Annotated in this window: 22 protein-coding genes; 11 read left to right on the plus strand and 11 right to left on the minus strand. The window is 60.7% G+C overall.

What is annotated here, in order from left to right:
- Positions 1-96: 96 nt before the first annotated feature.
- Positions 97-1,551 carry a tRNA uracil 4-sulfurtransferase ThiI gene (gene thiI / locus AD663_RS26195; protein WP_053214787.1) on the minus strand — a complete coding sequence of 485 codons (1,455 nt, stop codon included), beginning with the start codon at positions 1,549-1,551 and terminating at the stop codon, positions 97-99.
- 328 nt (positions 1,552-1,879) lie between these two features.
- Here thiI and glnA point away from each other — a divergent pair, with 328 nt between their 5' ends.
- The 6 genes from glnA (at position 1,880) to ntrC (ending at position 8,062) form a co-directional block, all read left to right on the plus strand.
- The gene (gene glnA, locus AD663_RS26200; RefSeq protein WP_003186728.1) at positions 1,880-3,286 is read left to right on the plus strand and encodes a glutamate--ammonia ligase; all 1,407 of its coding nucleotides are present in this window, start codon (positions 1,880-1,882) and stop codon (positions 3,284-3,286) included.
- A 120-nt stretch (positions 3,287-3,406) separates the two neighbouring features.
- Positions 3,407-3,964 (plus strand): chorismate mutase, encoded by a 558-nt coding sequence (locus AD663_RS26205; RefSeq protein WP_003186729.1) that lies wholly within the window; start codon positions 3,407-3,409, stop codon positions 3,962-3,964.
- A gap of 190 nt (positions 3,965-4,154) precedes the next feature.
- Positions 4,155-4,670 (plus strand): DUF4124 domain-containing protein, encoded by a 516-nt coding sequence (locus AD663_RS26210; protein ID WP_053214788.1) that lies wholly within the window; start codon positions 4,155-4,157, stop codon positions 4,668-4,670.
- The gene (locus tag AD663_RS26215; protein ID WP_053214789.1) at positions 4,667-5,290 is read left to right on the plus strand and encodes a DUF4124 domain-containing protein; all 624 of its coding nucleotides are present in this window, start codon (positions 4,667-4,669) and stop codon (positions 5,288-5,290) included. The genes AD663_RS26210 and AD663_RS26215 overlap by 4 nt, the downstream gene beginning before the upstream one ends.
- Positions 5,291-5,543: 253 nt before the next feature.
- The gene (gene glnL / locus AD663_RS26220; protein ID WP_003186732.1) at positions 5,544-6,629 is read left to right on the plus strand and encodes a nitrogen regulation protein NR(II); all 1,086 of its coding nucleotides are present in this window, start codon (positions 5,544-5,546) and stop codon (positions 6,627-6,629) included.
- Positions 6,626-8,062: a nitrogen regulation protein NR(I) gene (gene ntrC, locus AD663_RS26225; RefSeq protein ID WP_003186733.1), complete on the plus strand. Its 1,437-nt coding sequence runs from the start codon at positions 6,626-6,628 to the stop codon at positions 8,060-8,062. The genes glnL and ntrC overlap by 4 nt, the downstream gene beginning before the upstream one ends.
- A gap of 503 nt (positions 8,063-8,565) precedes the next feature.
- On the opposite strand, the gene AD663_RS26230 is transcribed toward ntrC, so the two are convergent.
- Positions 8,566-9,006, minus strand: coding sequence for a hypothetical protein (locus AD663_RS26230; RefSeq protein WP_003186734.1), 441 nt, complete (start codon positions 9,004-9,006; stop codon positions 8,566-8,568).
- On the opposite strand from AD663_RS26230, the gene trmL reads away from it, so the two are divergent.
- Complete coding sequence (gene trmL, locus AD663_RS26235; RefSeq protein WP_003186735.1) at positions 9,005-9,460, plus strand: tRNA (uridine(34)/cytosine(34)/5-carboxymethylaminomethyluridine(34)-2'-O)-methyltransferase TrmL; 456 nt, start codon at positions 9,005-9,007, stop codon at positions 9,458-9,460. The genes AD663_RS26230 and trmL overlap by 2 nt on opposite strands.
- Positions 9,461-9,578: 118 nt before the next feature.
- On the opposite strand, the gene secB is transcribed toward trmL, so the two are convergent.
- Genes secB through AD663_RS26250 form a run of 3 tightly spaced genes read right to left on the minus strand, consistent with a single transcriptional unit; the run spans position 9,579 to position 10,773 of the window.
- Positions 9,579-10,061, minus strand: coding sequence for a protein-export chaperone SecB (gene secB, locus AD663_RS26240; protein WP_003186736.1), 483 nt, complete (start codon positions 10,059-10,061; stop codon positions 9,579-9,581).
- Between the two features lie 41 nt (positions 10,062-10,102).
- Positions 10,103-10,357 (minus strand): glutaredoxin 3, encoded by a 255-nt coding sequence (grxC, locus tag AD663_RS26245; RefSeq protein ID WP_003186737.1) that lies wholly within the window; start codon positions 10,355-10,357, stop codon positions 10,103-10,105.
- 2 nt (positions 10,358-10,359) lie between these two features.
- A complete protein-coding gene (locus tag AD663_RS26250) occupies positions 10,360-10,773 on the minus strand; it encodes a rhodanese-like domain-containing protein (protein WP_003186738.1) in 414 nt (137 codons plus the stop codon).
- A 152-nt stretch (positions 10,774-10,925) separates the two neighbouring features.
- Between AD663_RS26250 and gpmI the strand changes: the two genes are divergently transcribed.
- The 4 genes from gpmI to AD663_RS26270 all read left to right on the plus strand — a co-directional run bounded on the left by gpmI (position 10,926) and on the right by AD663_RS26270 (position 16,102).
- Positions 10,926-12,455 carry a 2,3-bisphosphoglycerate-independent phosphoglycerate mutase gene (gene gpmI, locus AD663_RS26255; RefSeq protein ID WP_003186739.1) on the plus strand — a complete coding sequence of 510 codons (1,530 nt, stop codon included), beginning with the start codon at positions 10,926-10,928 and terminating at the stop codon, positions 12,453-12,455.
- Between the two features lie 218 nt (positions 12,456-12,673).
- Entirely contained in the window at positions 12,674-13,966 is a 1,293-nt protein-coding gene (locus tag AD663_RS26260) for a murein hydrolase activator EnvC (protein ID WP_053214790.1), read from the plus strand.
- A gap of 32 nt (positions 13,967-13,998) precedes the next feature.
- Positions 13,999-15,315, plus strand: a complete 1,317-nt coding sequence (locus tag AD663_RS26265; protein ID WP_053214791.1) for a S41 family peptidase — start codon at positions 13,999-14,001, stop codon at positions 15,313-15,315.
- 1 nt (position 15,316) lies between these two features.
- The gene (locus AD663_RS26270) at positions 15,317-16,102 is read left to right on the plus strand and encodes a divergent polysaccharide deacetylase family protein (RefSeq protein WP_053214792.1); all 786 of its coding nucleotides are present in this window, start codon (positions 15,317-15,319) and stop codon (positions 16,100-16,102) included.
- 471 nt (positions 16,103-16,573) lie between these two features.
- On the opposite strand, the gene AD663_RS26275 is transcribed toward AD663_RS26270, so the two are convergent.
- The 6 genes from AD663_RS26275 to hisB form a co-directional block, all read right to left on the minus strand.
- Entirely contained in the window at positions 16,574-17,320 is a 747-nt protein-coding gene (locus tag AD663_RS26275; protein ID WP_003186745.1) for an ABC transporter substrate-binding protein, read from the minus strand.
- A gap of 63 nt (positions 17,321-17,383) precedes the next feature.
- Positions 17,384-18,154 carry an imidazole glycerol phosphate synthase subunit HisF gene (hisF, locus tag AD663_RS26280; protein WP_003186747.1) on the minus strand — a complete coding sequence of 257 codons (771 nt, stop codon included), beginning with the start codon at positions 18,152-18,154 and terminating at the stop codon, positions 17,384-17,386.
- A gap of 9 nt (positions 18,155-18,163) precedes the next feature.
- Complete coding sequence (gene hisA, locus AD663_RS26285) at positions 18,164-18,901, minus strand: 1-(5-phosphoribosyl)-5-[(5-phosphoribosylamino)methylideneamino]imidazole-4-carboxamide isomerase (protein ID WP_003186748.1); 738 nt, start codon at positions 18,899-18,901, stop codon at positions 18,164-18,166.
- A gap of 42 nt (positions 18,902-18,943) precedes the next feature.
- A complete protein-coding gene (locus AD663_RS26290; protein WP_003186749.1) occupies positions 18,944-19,198 on the minus strand; it encodes a DUF2164 domain-containing protein in 255 nt (84 codons plus the stop codon).
- Positions 19,198-19,836, minus strand: a complete 639-nt coding sequence (hisH, locus tag AD663_RS26295; protein WP_025211340.1) for an imidazole glycerol phosphate synthase subunit HisH — start codon at positions 19,834-19,836, stop codon at positions 19,198-19,200. The genes AD663_RS26290 and hisH overlap by 1 nt, the downstream gene beginning before the upstream one ends.
- Positions 19,836-20,429: an imidazoleglycerol-phosphate dehydratase HisB gene (hisB, locus tag AD663_RS26300; protein ID WP_003186751.1), complete on the minus strand. Its 594-nt coding sequence runs from the start codon at positions 20,427-20,429 to the stop codon at positions 19,836-19,838. Before hisB ends, hisH begins: the two co-directional genes overlap by 1 nt.
- Positions 20,430-20,614: the final 185 nt, after the last annotated feature.

Genomic DNA, 20,614 nt, shown 5'->3' on the forward strand with positions numbered 1-20,614 from the left:
GCAGCGATTAACAGTAGCGTCCGCGAAAGCCGTTACAGCTTCACGGCGGCGTCGGGGGGCCGGTGACGCAGGCCACAGGCAAACAGCCCCGGGCACTTAGCTCGGTCGATAAACGCGCACATTGGCATGCCCCTCACTGAGCAAATGGTGGGCATGCAGGCGACTCATCACGCCTTTGTCGCAATACAACAGGTACTGGCGAGTAGGGTCCAGTTCCTTGAAACGCGCGTTCACTGCATAGAACGGCATCGTTTGTACCTCGATGCCAGCGATGCTCAGCGGGTCGTCTTCAGCGTCGTCCGGGTGACGGATGTCGATAATGATCTGACCGGCCAGCGCCTCGCTGACTTCTTCAATTTGTATGTCCTGGCCCAATTCGTCGATGACCCGATCGATCGGCACCAGCCTGGCGTTTTCGAGCGCACGCTCGAGCACCGCCATGTCGAACTCTTTCTCTTCGTGCTCCACCCGCCCGCGCTTGGCTGCCGTCTTCGGGTTGACCGAGATGACGCCGCAGTACTCGGGCATGTGCCTGGCGAAATCGGCAGTGCCGATTTCAATGGCCGTGTCGATGATGTCCTGCTTGTGGCTGGCGATCAGTGGACGCAAGACCAACTTCTCGGTCACGCAGTCGATCACCGACAGGTTCGGCAACGTCTGGCTCGACACCTGGGAGATCGCCTCGCCGGTCACCAGCGCATCGATCTGCAGGCGGTCGGCGATTCGCGAAGCGGCGCGCAACATCATACGCTTCAAAATGACGCCCATATGACTGTTATCGACTTTGCCGAGAATCTCGCCCAGGACTTCTTCGAATGGCACACTCACAAATAACACGCGTTGGGAGCTGCCGTACTTCTTCCAGATGAAGTGCGCCACTTCCATCACGCCCAGTTCATGGGCGCGCCCGCCGAGGTTGAAGAAGCAGAAATGGCTCATCAACCCGCGCCGCATGATCTGATAGGCCGCCACGGTGGAGTCGAAGCCGCCGGACATCAGCACCAGGGTCTGCTCCAGCGAACCCAGCGGATATCCGCCGATGCTGTCGTGCTGGCTGTGAATCACGAACAGCCGCTGGTCGCGGATTTCGATGCGAACTTCGATTTCCGGGTCTTTCAGCGAAATACCGGCGGCGCCGCACTGTCGGCGCAACTGGCTGCCGACGTACTTCTCCACGTCCATCGAACTGAACGGGTGTTTGCCGGCACGCTTGCAACGCACCGAAAAAATCTTGCCGGCCAGGGCGTCACCATAATGCAGCATGCATTTGGCGAGAATGTCATCGAAATCCCCCAGCGGATATTCATCGACCTGCAGGAAATGCGCGATACCCGGCATGCAGCTCAGGCGCTCGGTCATTTCCTTCAGGATCTTCGGCTCGCTGACGCGGGTTTCCAGCTCGAGGTTGTCCCACACGCCGTTCACCACCACAGCCGGGTCCAGGTCTCGGAGCACGGCACGGATGTTCTTGGCCAACTGGCGGATGAAACGCATCCGTACCGGGCGGCTCTTGATGGTGATCTCGGGGAAGACTTTTACGATTAGTTTCATGAAAACAGCGCGCGAACGGCCAGCCGAAAAAGGGGGGCGCGGATTATAGCGGAAATTGCTCAAGGTTTAACCAGTTTCTGTACAGATGGTTTTGCACGCACCAAAACAGGTCATTAACGCCGAGACACGCCACATTGCAGTGCGTAATTGTTCGACGATCCCGGTTTTCGCCCTTCAAAAGCGTGGATTTGGTGCAAAAAACCCATGCTGGGGCACTGGCATGCAAATTGCTCCCTTGTGAGGCAGGTTGCCTTGGCAGAGTATTCGCGCCGGCATCACCCATATCTAAGGGCACTCCACTACCCGCCCGAAGCCACCCGGAGGACATATGTCGAAGTCGGTTCAACTCATCAAAGATCATGACGTCAAGTGGATTGATCTGCGCTTCACTGACACCAAAGGTACTCAACATCACGTGACCATGCCGGCCCGTGATGCGCTGGACGACGAATTCTTTGAAATCGGCAAAATGTTCGACGGCTCCTCCATCTCCGGCTGGAAAGGCATCGAAGCTTCCGACATGATCCTGATGCCGGACGACGAAACCGCGGTCCTGGACCCGTTCACCGAAGAGCCGACCCTGATCCTGGTCTGCGACATCATCGAACCTTCGACCATGCAAGGCTATGACCGCGACCCACGCGCCATCGCCCACCGTGCCGAGGAATACCTGAAGTCCACCGGTATCGGCGACACCGCTTTCTTCGGCCCGGAGCCTGAGTTCTTCATCTTCGACGAAGTGAAATTCAAGTCCGATATTTCCGGCTCGATGTTCAAGATTTTCTCCGAGCAAGGTTCGTGGATGTCCGACCAGGACGTGGAAGGCGGCAACAAAGGCCACCGTCCAGGCGTGAAAGGCGGCTACTTCCCAGTTCCACCGTTCGACCACGACCACGAAATCCGTACCTCCATGTGCAACGCACTGGAAGAGATGGGCCAGACTGTCGAAGTTCACCACCACGAAGTGGCAACTGCCGGCCAGAACGAAATCGGCGTGAAATTCAACACGCTGGTCAAGAAGGCTGACGAAGTCCAGACCCTGAAGTACTGCGTACACAACGTTGCCGATGCATACGGTCGTACCGCAACCTTCATGCCTAAGCCTCTGTACGGCGACAACGGTTCGGGCATGCACGTCCACATGTCGATTTCCAAAGACGGCAAGAACACCTTCGCCGGCGAAGGCTATGCCGGTCTGTCGGACACCGCCCTGTACTTCATCGGCGGTATCATCAAGCACGGTAAGGCCCTGAACGGCTTCACCAACCCGTCGACCAACTCCTACAAGCGTCTGGTACCAGGTTTCGAAGCTCCGGTCATGCTGGCCTACTCGGCTCGCAACCGTTCCGCCTCGATCCGTATTCCTTACGTGAACAGCCCTAAGGCACGCCGTATCGAAGCGCGCTTCCCGGATCCGGCTGCCAACCCATACCTGGCCTTCGCTGCACTGATGATGGCCGGCCTGGACGGTATCCAGAACAAGATCCACCCTGGCGATGCTGCCGACAAAAACCTGTATGACCTGCCGCCTGAAGAGGCCAAGGAAATTCCACAGGTGTGTGGCAGCCTGAAAGAAGCCCTGGAAGAGCTGGACAAGGGCCGTGCGTTCCTGACCAAGGGCGGCGTATTCAGCGATGACTTCATCGACGCTTACATCGCACTGAAAAGCGAAGAAGAAATCAAGGTTCGTACCTTCGTACACCCACTGGAATACGAGCTGTACTACAGCTGCTGATCCGGTAGCGTCGCAACACGCGGCGTGAATAAAGAGAGGCCTCCTTCGGGAGGCCTTTTTTATGGGTGCAGGTTACGTGCATGATGGCTAGTCGCTCCCCCATCGAAGACGAGACTGCCCATGACTTTGCGCTTCAAACTCGGCCTTGCGCTCTGCGCCACGCTGTCGGCCGCCACCGCCCAAGCCTCCCCAGCCCCCGCCGACCTGACTCCGCTGCTTAACGCCATCGGCGAACGCCTGGCCATCGCCGATCAAGTGGCGCTGAGCAAATGGGACAGCCATAAACCGGTGGAAGATCGTCAGCGCGAGCGTGAGGTCATTGCCGCCGCCGTCGCCCAGGCGCCGAACTACAAGCTGAGCGGCGAAACGGTGGAAGCGTTTTTCAGCGCCCAGATAGAAGCGAACAAATTGGTGCAATACATCAACTTGTCCGACTGGAGCCTGGAAGGAAAGGCCCCGGACCTTCCGCGTCCGGACTTGGTGAAAGAGATTCGGCCGAAACTCGACCTGTTGCAAAAACGCCTGTTGCAGCAACTGGCCGACTTCGCCCCCTACCGCACCGACCCACAATGCCCGCAGTGGCTGGCCCAGGCCACCCACCATAACAAGCAGCACCCCGTGCACCGGCTCGCGCTTATCCGGGCGACCGCAGAGCTGTGCATCGCGCCAAAAGCCTGAGCCAAGCGACGCATATCCCGTGTGGGAGCGGGCTTGCTCGCGAAGGGGCCAGTACCGCCAACATCCAAGTGACTGACACACCGCTTTCGCGAGCAAGCCCGCTCCCACAGAGGTTGCGCGCAACAACTTGGGCCAATGCCCCTCCCTGACCTATGCTGAAACCCAACACTTTTAGTTTTCGGTCGATTTTATGGGTCGTGGTTTTACAGCATTGTTGCTGCTGTTGGCGCTGCCTGCCGGCGCGCAGATCTACAAGTACACCGACGCCGACGGCAACACCGCCTACAGTAACCAACCTCCCCAGGGCGTACCGGCCCAGGCGGTGGAACTGCCGCCGCTCAATAGCATTGAGCGCCAGGCTCCCGCCGGACCGGGCGCTCCGCCAGCCCCTGCGGACAGGGACGAGCCGGGCAACGCCTACAAGACACTGGAACTGACGGACATCCCGACCGACGAGGCGCTACGCGCCAACAACGGCACCTTCACCGTAGGTGTCCGGACCCAACCGCGCCTGCAAAGCCCTCACCAATTCCGGCTGCTCCTGGACGGGCAACCCTACGGCCAGCCGACCAATGTCCCACGCCTGCAACTGGTGAATGTCGATCGGGGCGAGCACAGCCTGGCGGTCCAGGTCATAGATGGGGATAACCTCGTGCAACAGAGCGAGACCGTTATGTTCACCGTCCAACGGGTGCACCAGCCATGATTCGCTGGCTGTTAGCGCTGGCGCTGTCGCTGGCCGCGCTGCCTGGGGTGGCGCAGGTCTATACCTACATCGACGCCCAGGGCAATCGCGTCTTCACCGACCAGCCGCGCCCCGGCAATGCGAAAAAAATACAACTTTCACCCGGCAACCGAATGCCGACGCCGCGCACCAGCACAAACTCGGCACCCACCGCCCAAGCCCAACCCGAGCCGCTGTTTCATTACGAAATGCTCCGGCTATTGATTCCGGAGCCGGACGCGACGATACGCAGCACCGAAGGACAGCTGATTGTCACGGCAACCAGCGAACCCAGCCTGAAGAAGGGCCACCGCTATCGCCTGCTGCTCGACGGCCAGCCGACCGGCGCGCCGGGGCCGAGCCCGGTATTTGCCCTGAGCAATGTCGACCGGGGCACTCATCATCTGGCGGTGGAAATCCTCGATGAGCAAGACCGCATCGTCGAACGTACCGCCAACCAGCCGTTTCACATGCAGCGCATGTCCCTGGCGCAAAAGCGCCGCGTCAAACCCTGCGCCTTGGCCGATTACGGCCAGCGCCCGGAATGCCCCCTCGCCGAAAAACCTGAAGAAGAAAAAAGCAGCATCCTGCCCTTCTTTTAAGACCGTTCAGGTTGGCGCACTATATTGGTGCGCCTAATCGCACCCTTCCCAGTTTACCCACCCATTTTGGTTCGAAAATACCCGTAAAAACTGGCAAAACGCCACGCAAACGGGCGAATAACGCCTTTTTGAGGCTCTAAACGCTTCTTTTCGGAGCCTTGGTTTGGTTTTTGCATTTTCCTCGCATCAGCGCATTAATCGCGCGCGCAATTGGGGATCCGTCCCCCGTTGTTACGCTCCAAAAGAGGTCCTGATGACCATTAGCGACGCACTACACCGCTTGCTACTCGACAATCTCACCACCGCGACCATCCTGCTCGATGCCGAACTGCGCCTCGAGTACATGAACCCGGCGGCGGAGATGCTCCTGGCCGTCAGCGGCCAGCGCAGCCACGGACAGTTCATCAGCGAGTTGTTCACCGAATCCGCCGAAGCGCTCAATTCCTTGCGCCAGGCCGTTGAACAGGCCCATCCGTTCACCAAGCGCGAAGCGATGTTGACCGCCCTGACCGGTCAGACCCTGACCGTGGACTATGCGGTCACGCCGATCCTGAACAACGGCGCAACCTTGCTGCTACTGGAGGTTCATCCGCGTGATCGCCTGCTGCGTATCACCAAGGAAGAAGCCCAGTTATCCAAGCAGGAAACCAGCAAGATGCTGGTGCGTGGCCTGGCCCACGAGATCAAGAACCCCCTTGGCGGGATTCGCGGTGCAGCGCAACTGTTGGCCCGCGAGCTGCCGGAAGAGAGCCTCAAGGACTACACCAACGTCATCATCGAGGAAGCCGACCGCTTGCGAAACCTGGTGGATCGCATGCTCGGTTCGAACAAGCTGCCGTCGCTGGCGATGTGCAATGTCCATGAAGTGCTGGAGCGCGTCGGCAGCCTGGTGGAAGCGGAAAGCCAGGGTTGCATCACCCTGGTGCGCGACTATGACCCGAGCATTCCAGACGTGCTGATCGACCGCGAGCAAATGATCCAGGCCGTGCTGAACATCGTGCGCAACGCGATGCAAGCCATCAGCAGCCAGAACGAGCTGCGCCTGGGCCGCATCAGCCTGCGCACCCGCGCCATGCGCCAATTCACTATCGGCCATGTGCGCCATCGCTTGGTGACCAAGATCGAGATCATCGACAACGGCCCGGGCATCCCTGCCGAGCTGCAGGAAACCATTTTCTTTCCCATGGTCAGTGGCCGCCCGGACGGTACCGGGCTCGGCCTTGCCATTACCCAGAACATCATCAGTCAGCACCAGGGCTTGATCGAATGTGAAAGCCACCCCGGCCACACCACTTTCTCGATCTTCCTGCCACTGGAACAAGGAGCCACATCGACATGAGCCGTAGTGAAACCGTGTGGATCGTCGATGACGACCGTTCAATCCGATGGGTCTTGGAAAAAGCCTTGCAACAGGAAGGCATGACCACCCAGAGCTTCGACAGCGCCGATGGGGTGATGAGTCGCCTGGCCCGTCAGCAGCCCGACGTCATCATCTCTGACATCCGCATGCCTGGCGCCAGCGGCCTGGACCTGCTCGCGCGGATTCGCGAACAGCATCCGCGTTTGCCGGTGATCATCATGACCGCCCATTCCGACCTGGACAGTGCCGTGGCGTCGTACCAGGGCGGCGCCTTCGAATACCTGCCCAAGCCGTTCGATGTCGATGAGGCGGTCTCGCTGGTCAAGCGCGCCAACCAGCACGCCCAGGAACAACAGGGTCTGGAGGAAGTGCCCGCCCTGGCCCGCACCCCGGAAATCATCGGCGAAGCGCCGGCGATGCAGGAAGTGTTTCGCGCCATCGGCCGCCTGAGTCATTCCAACATCACCGTGCTGATCAACGGCGAGTCAGGCACCGGTAAGGAATTGGTGGCCCATGCGCTGCACCGCCACAGCCCACGGGCGGCATCGCCGTTCATTGCGCTGAACATGGCGGCGATTCCCAAGGATCTGATGGAGTCCGAGCTGTTCGGTCACGAAAAAGGCGCGTTCACCGGCGCGGCCAATCTGCGGCGCGGGCGTTTTGAACAGGCCGACGGCGGCACGTTGTTCCTTGATGAAATCGGCGACATGCCGGCCGACACCCAGACCCGCTTGCTGCGCGTGCTGGCGGACGGCGAGTTTTACCGCGTGGGCGGGCATACACCGGTCAAGGTCGACGTGCGCATCATCGCGGCAACCCACCAGAATCTGGAAACCCTGGTTCACGCCGGCAAGTTCCGTGAAGACTTGTTCCACCGCCTTAACGTGATCCGCATCCATATCCCGCGCCTGGCGGACCGTCGCGAAGACATCCCGACCCTGGCCCGTCACTTCCTCAGCCGCGCGGCCCAGGAACTGGCGGTAGAGCCCAAGCTGCTCAAGAGCGAAACCGAGGAATACCTCAAGAACCTGCCGTGGCCGGGCAACGTGCGTCAGCTGGAAAACACCTGCCGCTGGATCACGGTGATGGCTTCGGGTCGTGAAGTGCACATCAGCGACCTGCCGCCGGAGTTGTTGAGCCTGCCCCAGGATTCGGCACCGGTGACCAACTGGGAACAAGCCCTGCGCCAGTGGGCCGACCAAGCCTTGGCCCGCGGTCAATCGAGCCTGCTCGACAGCGCCGTGCCGAGTTTCGAGCGGATCATGATCGAAACCGCCCTCAAGCACACCGCCGGCCGCCGCCGCGACGCCGCCGTGTTGCTGGGCTGGGGCCGCAATACCTTGACTCGCAAGATCAAGGAATTGGGGATGAAGGTTGATGGTGGGGATGATGACGACAGCGAAGAGGGCTGAGCAGCCTTTGGCTCCTCGCCCCTTGTGGGAGCGGGCTTGCTCGCGAAAACGGTGTATCAGACAAATTGGTATCGACTGACCCACCGCATTCGCGAGCAAGCCCGCTCCCACATTGGATCTTCATGCACCGCATCAATGCACTGCGAACCGCAATTGCGCATGCACAATGAGCTAAAACCAATCGACCTAGTTCGAAAATAACCGCACAAATAAAAACAAAAGCCCCGTAATACGGGGCTTTTCGCACTGTCGGCGGATATTTTGTGACAAACCATTAAAAACTGGCACGCCCCCTGCAATAACTCAATCACTACCCAGTTTCGGGGACCTTGGTACAGGCAGGCCGGGGATTCCCCATTTTATACCGGGCTCATCGAGCCCACTGTTTTGGGGGCCTTGATACAGGCAGGTCAAGGTTTCCCTTCTTTACACCCAGGGCAGTGCCAGCCGCACGCCCTCCCGTTTTGGGGACCTTGGTACAGGCAGGCCGGGGATTCCCTCTTTTATTGCTCCTGGAGACGGACCTCCACCCGCCAGCGGTCATCGACCTCACTGGCGGTCCATTCCCCGCGCAACGGGCGCGCCGCCACCAATGTCAGCAACAACCCCTTGTCGCTCAAACGCACCCGCCAATTCACATCCTTGCCATTGACCTTGAGCTGGCCATTCTGCGGCCGGCCCTGCGCGTCGAACAACAGCGCCACCGAGCCATCGATGACCTCCCCATGCAACTTGGGCTCGTTGTTGAACCAGGCCACCAACTCGCCTTCCGTTACCTCGATCTGCTGCAATTCGTTTGGCTCGGGCGTGGTCAGGCGCCCAATCATCAGCCCGACCATCACGCCTACGATCGCCAGCGACCCCATCACCCGAGGCATTAGCTTCGAACGCCGATCGGTTTGCGGCGTAGAATGCCGCTCATCTTTATCTGCGGAGCCGTGCATGTTTCACGTCATCCTTTTTCAACCGGAAATACCGCCCAATACCGGCAACGTCATCAGGTTGTGCGCCAACAGCGGCTGCCACCTGCATTTGATCGAACCGCTGGGCTTCGAGATGGACGACAAGCGCCTGCGCCGTGCCGGACTCGACTACCACGAGTATGCCACTTTGCAGCGTCATGCAGACCTCGCCAGCTGCCTGGAAAGCCTCGGGCATCCGCGCCTGTTTGCTTTCACCACCAAGGGCTCGCGGCCATTCCATGACGCCAGTTTCGTCGCCGGCGATGCGTTCCTGTTCGGCCCGGAAAGCCGTGGCCTGCCGGCCGAGGTGCTGGACGCCCTGCCCGCCGAGCAACGCCTGCGCCTGCCGATGCGCGAAGGCTGTCGCAGCCTGAACCTGTCCAACACGGTGGCGGTGGCGGTCTACGAGGCGTGGCGGCAGAACGGATTTCAGTAACACCACATAACAAATGTGGGAGCGGGCTTGCTCGCGAATAGGGAGTGTCAGTTGACATCAATGTCGCCTGACACACCGCTTTCGCGGGCAAGCCCGCTCCCACAGGGTTTGCGTCGACTTATTGAACGGTCGCAGCGCCTTCCTGCTGCATGCGCTGCAATTCTTGCGCGTACAGGGCGTCGAAGTTCACCGGGGCCAGCATCAGGGCCGGGAACGAACCGCGGGTCACCAGGCTGTCCAGGGTCTCGCGGGCATACGGGAACAGGATGTTCGGGCAGAACGCGCCCAGGGTGTGGCTCATCGAAGCCGCGTCCAGGTTCTTGATCAGGAAGATCCCGGCCTGCTGCACTTCGGCGATGAAAGCGACTTCGTCACCGTTTTTCACGGTCACCGACAGGGTCAGCACCACTTCGTGGAAATCATCTTCCAGGGCTTTCTGGCGAGTGTTCAGGTCCAGGCCTACGCTCGGCTCCCATTGCTGGCGAAAGATCGCCGGGCTTTTCGGGGCTTCGAAGGACAGGTCACGTACGTAGATACGCTGCAAGGAGAATTGCGGTGCGGCTTCTTCTTCGCTGGCAGCTGTGTTCTGTTGGTCAGTCATCGCAGATCCTTCTTACTTTCAGGTTCTATTGAGTAGGGAATTCAGGCCTTGAGCATCGCGTCGAGCTTGCCGGCGCGCTCCAGGGCGAACAGATCATCGCAGCCGCCCACGTGCGTGCTGCCGATCCAGATCTGCGGCACAGATGTACGTCCGGCCTTCTGGGTCATTTCGGCGCGCAATTGCGGCTTGCCGTCGACCTTGATCTCTTCGAAAGCCACGCCTTTGTTCTGGAGCAGGAACTTGGCTCTGGAGCAATAGGGGCAGTAATCGCTGGAATAGACAACAACGTGGGGCATTTTCACTTCACCAGGGGCAGATTGTCGGCTTTCCAGCTTGCAACGCCACCGGACAGCTTGGCGGCGGTGAAGCCGGACTTCATCAGTTCACGGGCCAAGGTGCCTGCATGCTGGCCTTGGGCGTCCACCAGGATCACTGTCTTGGCCTTGTGTTTTTCCAGTTCACCGGCCCGTGCGATCAGTTTGTCCTGGGGAATGTTCAGCGCCCCGACAATGTGACCGGCGGCGTAATCCTTGCTCGGGCGAATGTCCACCACCACGCCGGCGTCCTTGTTGACCAGCGCGGTCAGTTCGCCAGTGCTCAGGCTGCGGCCGCCGCCCTGCATCGTGTGAGCAACCAGCAACGCCAGCAGCACGACGAAAATACCGACGAGAATGTAGTGGTTAGTGGCAAATTGAATCAGGTGAGCAACCATCGAAGGAGGTTCCAGGGCGTTAAAATGTCGGCCAGTATACACAGCACACAAGGCCGGCCAAACCCCGCCCGGCGGTGACGCCACCGGAACTTACCTTTAAACTGCCCGTCCCTTTTCCATCGTCTTCTTTCAACCAGCCACGAGTGGATTCCATGACTACCACGCCTAAACCTTTGGTCCTGATGATTCTCGACGGCTTCGGTCACAGTGACAGCCACGAATCCAACGCTGTGTATTCGGCCAACAAGCCCGTGCTGGACCGCTTGTGGGCCACCGTGCCGAACGGCCTGATCTCCGGCAGCGGCATGGACGTCGGCTTGCCGGACGGCCAGATGGGCAACTCCGAAGTCGGCCACATGAACCTCGGCGCAGGCCGCGTGGTGTATCAGGACTTTACCCGGGTGACCAAATCGATCCGCGACGGCGAGTTCTTCGAAAACCCGACCATCTGCGCCTCCGTGGACAAAGCCGTCGCCGCCGGCAAGGCCGTGCACTTCATGGGCCTGTTGTCCGACGGTGGCGTTCACAGCCACCAGGACCACCTGATTGCCATGGCCGAACTGGCCTTCAAGCGCGGCGCCGAGAAAATCTACCTGCACGCCTTCCTCGATGGCCGCGACACGCCTCCTAAAAGCGCCACCTCATCGATCGAACTGCTGGATGCCACATTCCAAGCCCTGGGCAAGGGCCGCATCGCCAGCATCGTCGGGCGTTATTTCGCCATGGACCGCGACAACCGTTGGGACCGCGTGTCCCAGGCCTATAACCTGATCGTCGACGGCCAGGCCGAATTCAATGCGGCCACCGCCCAGGAAGGCCTGCAAGCCGCCTACGAACGCGGCGAAAGCGACGAATTCGTCAAGGCCACCACCATCGGTGAGCCGGTCAAGGTCGAAGACGGCGACGCGGTGGTGTTCATGAATTTCCGCGCCGACCGTGCCCGCGAGCTGACCCGTGTGTTTGTCGAGGACGATTTCAAGGAATTCAACCGCGCGCGCCAACCGAAACTCGCCGGCTTCGTGATGTTGACCCAATACGCGGCCAGCATCCCTGCCCCATCGGCCTTCGCCGCCGGCAGCCTGGACAACGTGCTGGGCGATTACCTGGCAAAGAACGGCAAGACCCAGCTGCGTATCGCCGAAACCGAGAAATATGCCCACGTGACGTTCTTTTTCTCCGGTGGCCGCGAAGAACCTTTCCCGGGCGAAGAACGCATCCTGATCCCCTCGCCGAAAGTCGCTACCTACGACTTGCAGCCTGAGATGAGCGCGCCGGAAGTGACCGACCGCATCGTCGACGCCATTGAAAACCAGCGTTACGACGTGATCGTGGTCAATTACGCCAATGGCGACATGGTCGGCCATAGCGGTGTGTTCGACGCGGCGGTCAAGGCCGTGGAATGCCTGGACACCTGCGTCGGTCGCATCGTCGAGGCCCTGGAAAAGGTCGGCGGCGAAGCGCTGATCACGGCTGACCACGGCAACGTCGAGCAAATGTCCGACGAATCCACCGGCCAGGCCCACACCGCCCACACCACCGAGCCGGTGCCGTTCATTTATGTCGGCAAGCGCGACTTCAAGGTCCGCGAGGGTGGCGTGCTGGCTGACGTGGCACCGACCATGCTGATGCTGCTGGGGATGGAAAAGCCGGCCGAGATGACCGGAACTTCGATTCTGGTCTGAACCAGCGCAAATCGAGTGTGGGAGCGGGCTTGCTCGCGAATGCGGTGTATCAGACACATAACTGTCGACTGGCACGCCGCATTCGCGAGCAAGCCCGCTCCCACACGGGGTTTGCAGTGTTTTTCCGGCCAGTTATCACACAGCCCCAAATGGGCGTTTTTTTTGCAGCGTGGGGCGGGCATACTAGGCCGTCCCTTTCCCTGGTGTCGCCCGCCTCTATGCTTCGCGTCCTGATAGCCCTCGTTCTGACCTGCCTGCTCCAACCGGCCTTTGCCGACGAGCGCGCGCAAACCCAACAGCAGTTGGAAGCCACGCGCCAGGACATTGCCGAGCTGAAAAAGCTGCTGGGCAAGTTGCAGGAAGAGAAATCCAGCGTACAGAAAGACCTGCGCGGCACCGAAACCGAGATGGGCAAGCTGGAGAAGCAGGTCGAGGCCTTGCAAAAAGAGCTGAAGAAAAGCGAATCCGAGCTGCAGCGGCTCGATGGAGAGAAAAAAAAACTCCAGGGCGCGCGCACTGAACAGCAAAAGCTGATCGCCATCCAGGCCCGGGCCGCCTACCAGAACGGCCGCCAGGAGTATCTCAAGCTGCTGCTCAACCAGCAGAATCCCGAGAAATTCGCTCGCACCCTCACTTATTACGATTACCTGAGCCAGGCCCGCCTGGAACAGCTCAAGAACTTCAACGAAACCCTGCGTCAACTGGCCAATGTCGAAAAAGACATCGAACTGCAACAAGCCCAGTTGCTGGTGCAGAAAAGCAGCCTCGACAGCCAGCGCGACGAACTCGAAAAGGTTCGCAAGGAACGTCAGGTGGCGCTGGCCAAGCTCAATGACGACGTGAAGGCCCGCGACAGCAAGCTCAAGGCCCGCGAGCAGGATCAGGCTGAGCTGGCAAACGTGTTGAAAACCATCGAGGAAACCCTGGCCCGCCAGGCTCGTGAGGCAGAAGAAGCGCGCCAGAAAGCGCTGATCGCCCAGCAGGAAGCCGAAAAAAAGCGTTTGCGTGAGGCCCAGGCCGAAGCGGACGCAGGCGATGCCCCGCGCAAGCCGGCGAAAACCAGTCCTGGCGCACTGGTTTCCAGCGATGGCGAAACCTTTGGCGGTGCTTTTGCCTCAGCCCGAGGCAAACTTCCATGGCCGGTCAATGGTCGATTACTTGCCCGCTTCGGTGAAACCCGTGGCGACGACACCCGCACCAAGTGGGACGGCGTGATGATCAGCGCCTCCGCCGGCAGCCAGGTGCATGCCGTGCATGGCGGGCGCGTGGTGTTCGCCGACTGGTTGCGTGGCGCCGGCCTGTTGGTGATCCTGGATCACGGCAACGGTTATTTAAGCCTGTATGGCCACAACCAGACGCTGCTCAAGTCGGCGGGCGATGTGGTCAAGGCCGGCGAGTCCATCTCCACGGTCGGTAACAGTGGCGGGCAGGACACGCCAGCGCTGTATTTCGCTATTCGTCAGCAGGGTCGCCCCAGTGACCCGGCCCAATGGTGTCGTGCGCAAGGATAAGCGCGCCCATCCTATTAAGGAGTTCGTTCGACATGCTGCATTTGTCCCGCCTCACCTCGCTGGCCCTGACGATCGCCCTCGTGATCGGTGCGCCGCTGGCTTTCGCCGCCGACCCGGCCCCGTTGGCCCCCGCCGCCTCGGCCGCGACCACCAAGGCCCCGCTGCCGCTGGATGAGCTGCGCACCTTTGCCGAAGTCATGGACCGGATCAAGGCCGCCTACGTGGAACCGGTGGACGACAAGACGCTGCTGGAGAACGCCATCAAAGGCATGCTCAGCAACCTTGACCCGCATTCGGCCTATCTGGGGCCGGACGATTTTGCCGAGCTGCAGGAAAGCACCAGCGGCGAGTTCGGGGGCCTGGGCATCGAGGTCGGCAGCGAAGACGGCTTCGTCAAAGTGGTATCGCCCATCGACGACACGCCCGCTTCCAAGGCTGGCATCCAGGCGGGCGACTTCATCGTCAAGATCAACGGCCAGCCGACCCGCGGCCAGAGCATGACCGAAGCGGTCGACAAGATGCGCGGCAAGATCGGCCAGAAGATAACCCTGACCCTGGTGCGAGACGGCGGTACGCCGTTCGACGTGACCCTGACCCGAGCAGTCATCCAGGTCAAGAGCGTGAAGAGCCAGCTGCTGGAATCGGGCTATGGCTATATCCGCATCACTCAATTCCAGGTCAAGACCGGCGAAGAAGTCGCCAAGGCCCTGGCCAAGATGCGCAAGGACAACGGCAAGAAACTCAACGGCCTGGTCCTGGACCTGCGCAACAACCCCGGCGGCGTATTGCAGTCGGCTGTGGAAGTGGTGGATCACTTCATCACCAAGGGCCTGATCGTCTACACCAAGGGCCGCATCGCCAACTCCGAGCTGCGCTTCTCGGCCACCGGCAACGACCTGAGCGAAGCCGTGCCGCTGGTGGTGCTGATCAACGGCGGCAGCGCCTCGGCATCGGAAATCGTCGCCGGCGCCCTGCAGGACCAGAAACGCGGCGTGGTCATGGGCACTACCAGCTTCGGCAAGGGCTCGGTGCAAACTGTCTTGCCGTTGAACAACGACCGCGCCTTGAAGATCACCACCGCGCTGTACTTCACGCCTAACGGCCGCTCCATCCAGGCCCAGGGCATCGTTCCGGACATCGAGGTGCGCAAGGCCAAGATCACCAACGAGCAGGACAGCGAATACTTCAAGGAAGCCGACCTGCAAGGCCACCTGGGCAATGGCAACGGCGGTGCCGATAAGCCGACCGGCTCCGGCACCAAGGCCAAGCCGATGCCGCAGGATGATGATTACCAGTTGGCCCAGGCCTTGAGCTTGCTCAAAGGATTGAACATCACGTCCGGCCGCTGAGATGGGCCTGCGTTTTACCTTCGTCCTGTTGTGCCTGCTGGCGGGGGCCGTTAACGCGGCGCCCGCCGCACCCTCCTCGCCGCACAAGGCTTACCTGAGCCTGATCATCGATGACCTGGGGCAAAACCTGCCCCGGGACAGACGAGTACTGGCCCTGCCCGGGCCGGTCACCGCCGCGATCATGCCCGACACACCCCACGCCGCCGAATTCGCCCGCGAAGCCCATCGCGCCGGCAAACTGGTCATGCTGCACATGCCCATGGACCCCGCGACCGGGCCGTTCGCCTGGCATCCGGAACTGTCCATCGAAGAATTGGGCAAGCGCCTCGACGCCGCGTTTGCCGCCGTGCCCTACACCAGCGGAATCAACAACCACATGGGCAGCCGCATGACGGCCCAACCCGAAGCGATGGCGTGGCTGATGGCGAATTTGCAGCAGCGCCACAAGTTTTTCGTCGACAGCCGCACCAGCGCCCAGACCGTCGCCGCCGCCGAGGCGCAGAAGATTGGCCTGGCCAGCGTCTCGCGGGATGTGTTCCTGGATGACGAACGCACCGAAGCCGCCATCGCCCACCAGCTCCAGACCGCCATCGACCTGGCCCGCCGACAGGGCTCGGCAGTGATGATCGGCCATCCCTACCCGCAAACCCTCGCGGTGCTCGAACGCGAGCTGCCCCGGCTCAAGGCCCAGGGCGTCGAGTGGATCGACATCAAGTCGATGATCAGCTTGCGCAGCAATCAGGCGATGGCCGGACATGGGAAAGATGGGGTTTATCGACCGCGATAACCATGCCGCCGCCATCGCGAGCAAGCTCGCTCCCACAGTAGTTCTGCATCGGGCGCAAGATTTGTGTTCACAGCAGATCCCCTGTGGGAGCGAGCCTGCTCGCGATGACGGCGGCACATTCAATATCTCTGCAAGCTGACCCACCGCTTTCGCGGGCAAGCCCGCTCCCACAGTAGTTCTGCATCGGGCGCAAGATTTGTGTTCACAGCAGATCCCCTGTGGGAGCGAGCCTGCTCGCGATGACGGCGGCACATTCAATATCTCTGCAAGCTGACCCACCGCTTTCGCGGGCAAGCCCGCTCCCACAGTAGTTCTGCATCGGGCGCAAGATTTGTGTTCACAGCAGATCCCCTGTGGGAGCGAGCCTGCTCGCGATGACGGCGGCACATTCAATATTTCTGCAAGCTGACCCACCGCTTTCGCGGGCAAGCCCGCTCCCACAGGTTTGTGTATCTAGTACCGATCCAGCGCTCAGAGATACCGCGCCATGATCGCATCCACTGCACCTTCCTTGCGCAGCGCATCCAGGGCCGTTTGAAGGCGAGCGACCACGTCGTCGGGCACGTCCTTGTTCAGCGCCAGGTACAGCTCGGCGCTGTTGAATCGCAGCACCGTCTTGAGGTCACTCACCCCTTCCTGACGCGCCAGGTAACGTCCGGCCGGGTCACCGGTTGCCCAGAGGTCGATCTGGCCATTGACCAGCTTCTTCGCATTGTCCTGGTCGCGTAGCACGACAATCGGCTTCAATCCCTGCTTAGCCAATGTCTCGGCAATCGCGTCGCCCTTGTAGGCGCCGATCTTGAATCTGCGCGCCTGCTCCAGCGAATCGAGGGAAATCTGGCTGTCGGCCTTGGCCAGCATGACCCAATCGTCCGGACCAATGGGGCCAACCCATTTGAAGAGTTTCTCGCGCTCTGGCAATCGGGCCATCACGAAAACGCCATAGCCGGGGTTTTCCAGGGCGAGCTTGTAGATCCGCTCCCAGGGGAAACGCAGCGTCAGGCTGTAGGTGATGTCGGCGCGCTTGAATATCTCGCGGACGATGTCCACGGCGATGCCATGGATGTTTTCGTCCTGGGCGAAGTTCTTGCCGTTCTTGGCCATGTTGTATGGCGGGAAGTTTTCCGTCAGCAACACCAGCGATGTATCAGCGGCGCGGGCGGCGCCAGCGAGCAGCAACGAGGCACCGGCGAAGGCGAGAACGAGGCGTTTGAGCATGTCGGGCTACCGCAATCCATGGTGTGCCCAAGAGTGCCTTGGGCCCGCCATGGTGTCCAGCGGTCAGCGAACGCAGATACCGCGATGAGCCATGTAGGCCTTGGCTTCCGGCACGGTGTATTCGCCGAAGTGGAAGATGCTCGCCGCCAGGACCGCGCTGGCGTGGCCTTCGATAATCCCGTCGGCCAAATGCTGCAGGTTGCCGACGCCGCCGGAGGCGATGACCGGGATGCCCAGCGCATCGCTGATGGCGCGAGTGACGCCCAGGTCGAAACCGTTTTTCATGCCGTCCTGGTCCATGCTGGTGAGCAGGATTTCACCGGCGCCCAGGCCTTCCATCTTCTTCGCCCATTCAACAGCGTCGAGGCCCGTGGGCTTGCGGCCGCCGTGGGTGAAGATTTCCCAGCGCGGGGTTTCGCCCGGTCCGGAAACCTTCTTCGCATCGATGGCCACCACAATGCATTGCGAGCCGAAGTGCTGGGCCGCTTCGCCGACGAACTCGGGGTTGAACACCGCCGCGGTGTTGATGGAGACCTTGTCCGCACCGGCGTTGAGCAGGTTGCGGATGTCCTGCACGGTGCGCACGCCACCGCCCACAGTCAGCGGGATGAACACCTGGCTGGCCATGCGCTCGACGGTATGCAGCGTGGTATCACGGCCGTCGACGCTGGCCGTGATGTCGAGGAAGGTAATCTCGTCCGCGCCCTGCTCGTCGTAGCGACGGGCGATCTCCACCGGATCGCCGGCGTCACGGATGTTCTCGAACTTCACACCCTTGACCACCCGGCCGTTGTCCACGTCCAGGCAAGGGATGATGCGTTTGGCCAGCGCCATGGTGAGTCCTCAGCCTTTGTAGGAATCGCAGAAGGCCTGGGCCTCGGCGACGTCCAGGGTGCCTTCGTAGATCGCGCGACCGGTGATCGCACCAATGATGCCCGGGGCCCTGGCGTCGAGCAGCGCCTTGATGTCACCCAGGTTGTGGATACCGCCGGAAGCGATGACCGGGATCTTCGTGGCGGCGGCCAGGGCGGCGGTGAACGGAACGTTGCAGCCCTGCATCATGCCGTCCTTGGCGATGTCGGTGTAGACGATGGCAGACACGCCGTCGGCCTCGAAACGCTTGGCCAGGTCGATCACCTGAACGGTGCTGACTTCAGCCCAGCCGTCGGTGGCGACGAAACCGTCCTTCGCATCGAGACCAACGATGACCTTGCCCGGGAAGGCGCGGCAGGCTTGGGCGACGAACTCGGGCTCTTTCACGGCCTTGGTGCCAATGATCACGTAGCTCACGCCGGCCTTGACGTAGTGCTCGATGGTTTCCAGCGAGCGAATACCGCCACCGATCTGGATCGGCAGGTTCGGATAACGCTTGGCGATGGCCGTGACGACTTCACCGTTGACCGGTTGCCCTTCAAAGGCGCCGTTCAGGTCAACCAGATGCAGGCGACGGCAGCCGCCCTCCACCCACTTGGCGGCCATGCTCACCGGGTCATCGGAAAACACCGTGGAGTCTTCCATGCGGCCCTGGCGCAGACGTACGCAAGCGCCGTCCTTGAGATCGATAGCGGGGATAATCAGCATCTGGCAAACCTTCAAATACGAATATTCAGCTTGGCTCGAAAATCAATTTTTCTCGAGCGCCCACAAGTCGCTTTCAATGCTTTCGAACCTTTCTTTAAGGTGCGTCTGCACGTCGAAAATCGCCCTGTTGTAATAGTGCGGCGCGATTTCGCGGGTAAACAAGTCAAGAATTTCCGCCGCTTCGAACGAACCCAGGTCCAGTTCGAAACGTTCCTCCATGAACCGCTGGATCTTGCGGTTCGCCTCACTCTCCTGCTCGGGCGTGAGGGTGAGGATCGGCGGTTTCTTGCGAGCCATTACCAGCGACCGTCCCACGCCGCGAAGTTTTGCAGCAGTTGCAAGCCGTGTGTATGGCTCTTCTCGGGGTGGAACTGCACGGCGAAGCGCGAACCGTCGGCCAGGGCCGCGGCGAAATCGACGCCATAGTGACCGCTGCCCACCACCTGCCGCGCATTGCCGGCCGCGATGTAGTAGCTGTGCACGAAATAGAAGCGCGCCAGGTCCGGAATGTTGTGCCACAGCGGGTGATCCACCGTCTGCTTCACTTCATTCCAGCCCATGTGCGGGACTTTCAGGTGCTCGCCATCTTCATGCAGGCCCTTGCCGAAAAACTTCACCTGGCCCGGGAACAGGGAGATGCAATCAACGCCGTCGTTTTCTTCGCTGCGTTCGAGCAAGGCTTGCATGCCCACGCAAATGCCGAGGAACGGACGGTCCTGGCTGACTTCATGCACCAGCGAGTCGAAACCCAGCCGACGAATCTCGGCCATGCAATCGCGAATCGCGCCAACGCCGGGGAACACCACCCGGTCAGCTTCGCGAATCACATCGGCATCGCTGGTAATCAGCACCTTGCCGGCACCCACGTGCTCGAGGGCCTTGGCCACCGAGTGCAGGTTACCCATGCCGTAATCGATCACCGCAACCGTCTGCATTACAGAACGCCCTTGGTCGAAGGCATTTGCCCGGCCATGCGGTCATCGAGCTCTACGGCCATGCGCAGCGCGCGGCCGAACGCCTTGAACACGGTTTCGATCTGGTGATGGGTGTTGTGCCCGCGCAGATTATCGATGTGCAAGGTCACGTTGGCGTGATTGACGAAGCCCTGGAAAAATTCCTGGAACAGGTCGACATCGAAGCCGCCTACGGTGGCGCGGGTATACGGCACATGCATTTGCAGGCCCGGACGACCGGAGAAGTCGATGACCACGCGCGACAGCGCTTCATCGAGCGGCACATAGGCATGGCCGTAACGCCGGATGCCTTTTTTGTCGCCGATGGCTTTGGTAAAAGCTTGTCCCAGGGTGATGCCAACGTCTTCCACCGTGTGGTGGTCGTCGATATGCAGGTCGCCCTTGCTGACGATATCCAGGTCGATCAGCCCGTGACGGGCGATCTGGTCCAGCATGTGCTCAAGAAAAGGCACGCCGATATCGAATCGGGCCTTTCCGGTGCCATCCAGGTTGATCGAGGCTTTGATCTGGGTTTCCAGAGTGTCGCGCTCGACAGACGCCTTACGTTCGGCCATCACCAGCTCCGCAAAATCATTGGGCGAAAAAGGCAGCCATTATAGGGGCGCGAGCGGCAAACAGAAACAAAAGAGGTGACTCACTGACGGGCTGAACGCCGTGTCGGCGGCGATAGACATGTGCATACAAGTATTTGCCTTCACCTAAAACAACTGTGGGAGCGAGCTTGCTCGCGAAGAGGGCG

The sequence above is a fragment of the Pseudomonas sp. Q12-87 genome (assembly GCF_001269755.1).
Classification (GTDB): Bacteria; Pseudomonadota; Gammaproteobacteria; order Pseudomonadales; family Pseudomonadaceae; genus Aquipseudomonas; species Aquipseudomonas fluorescens_S.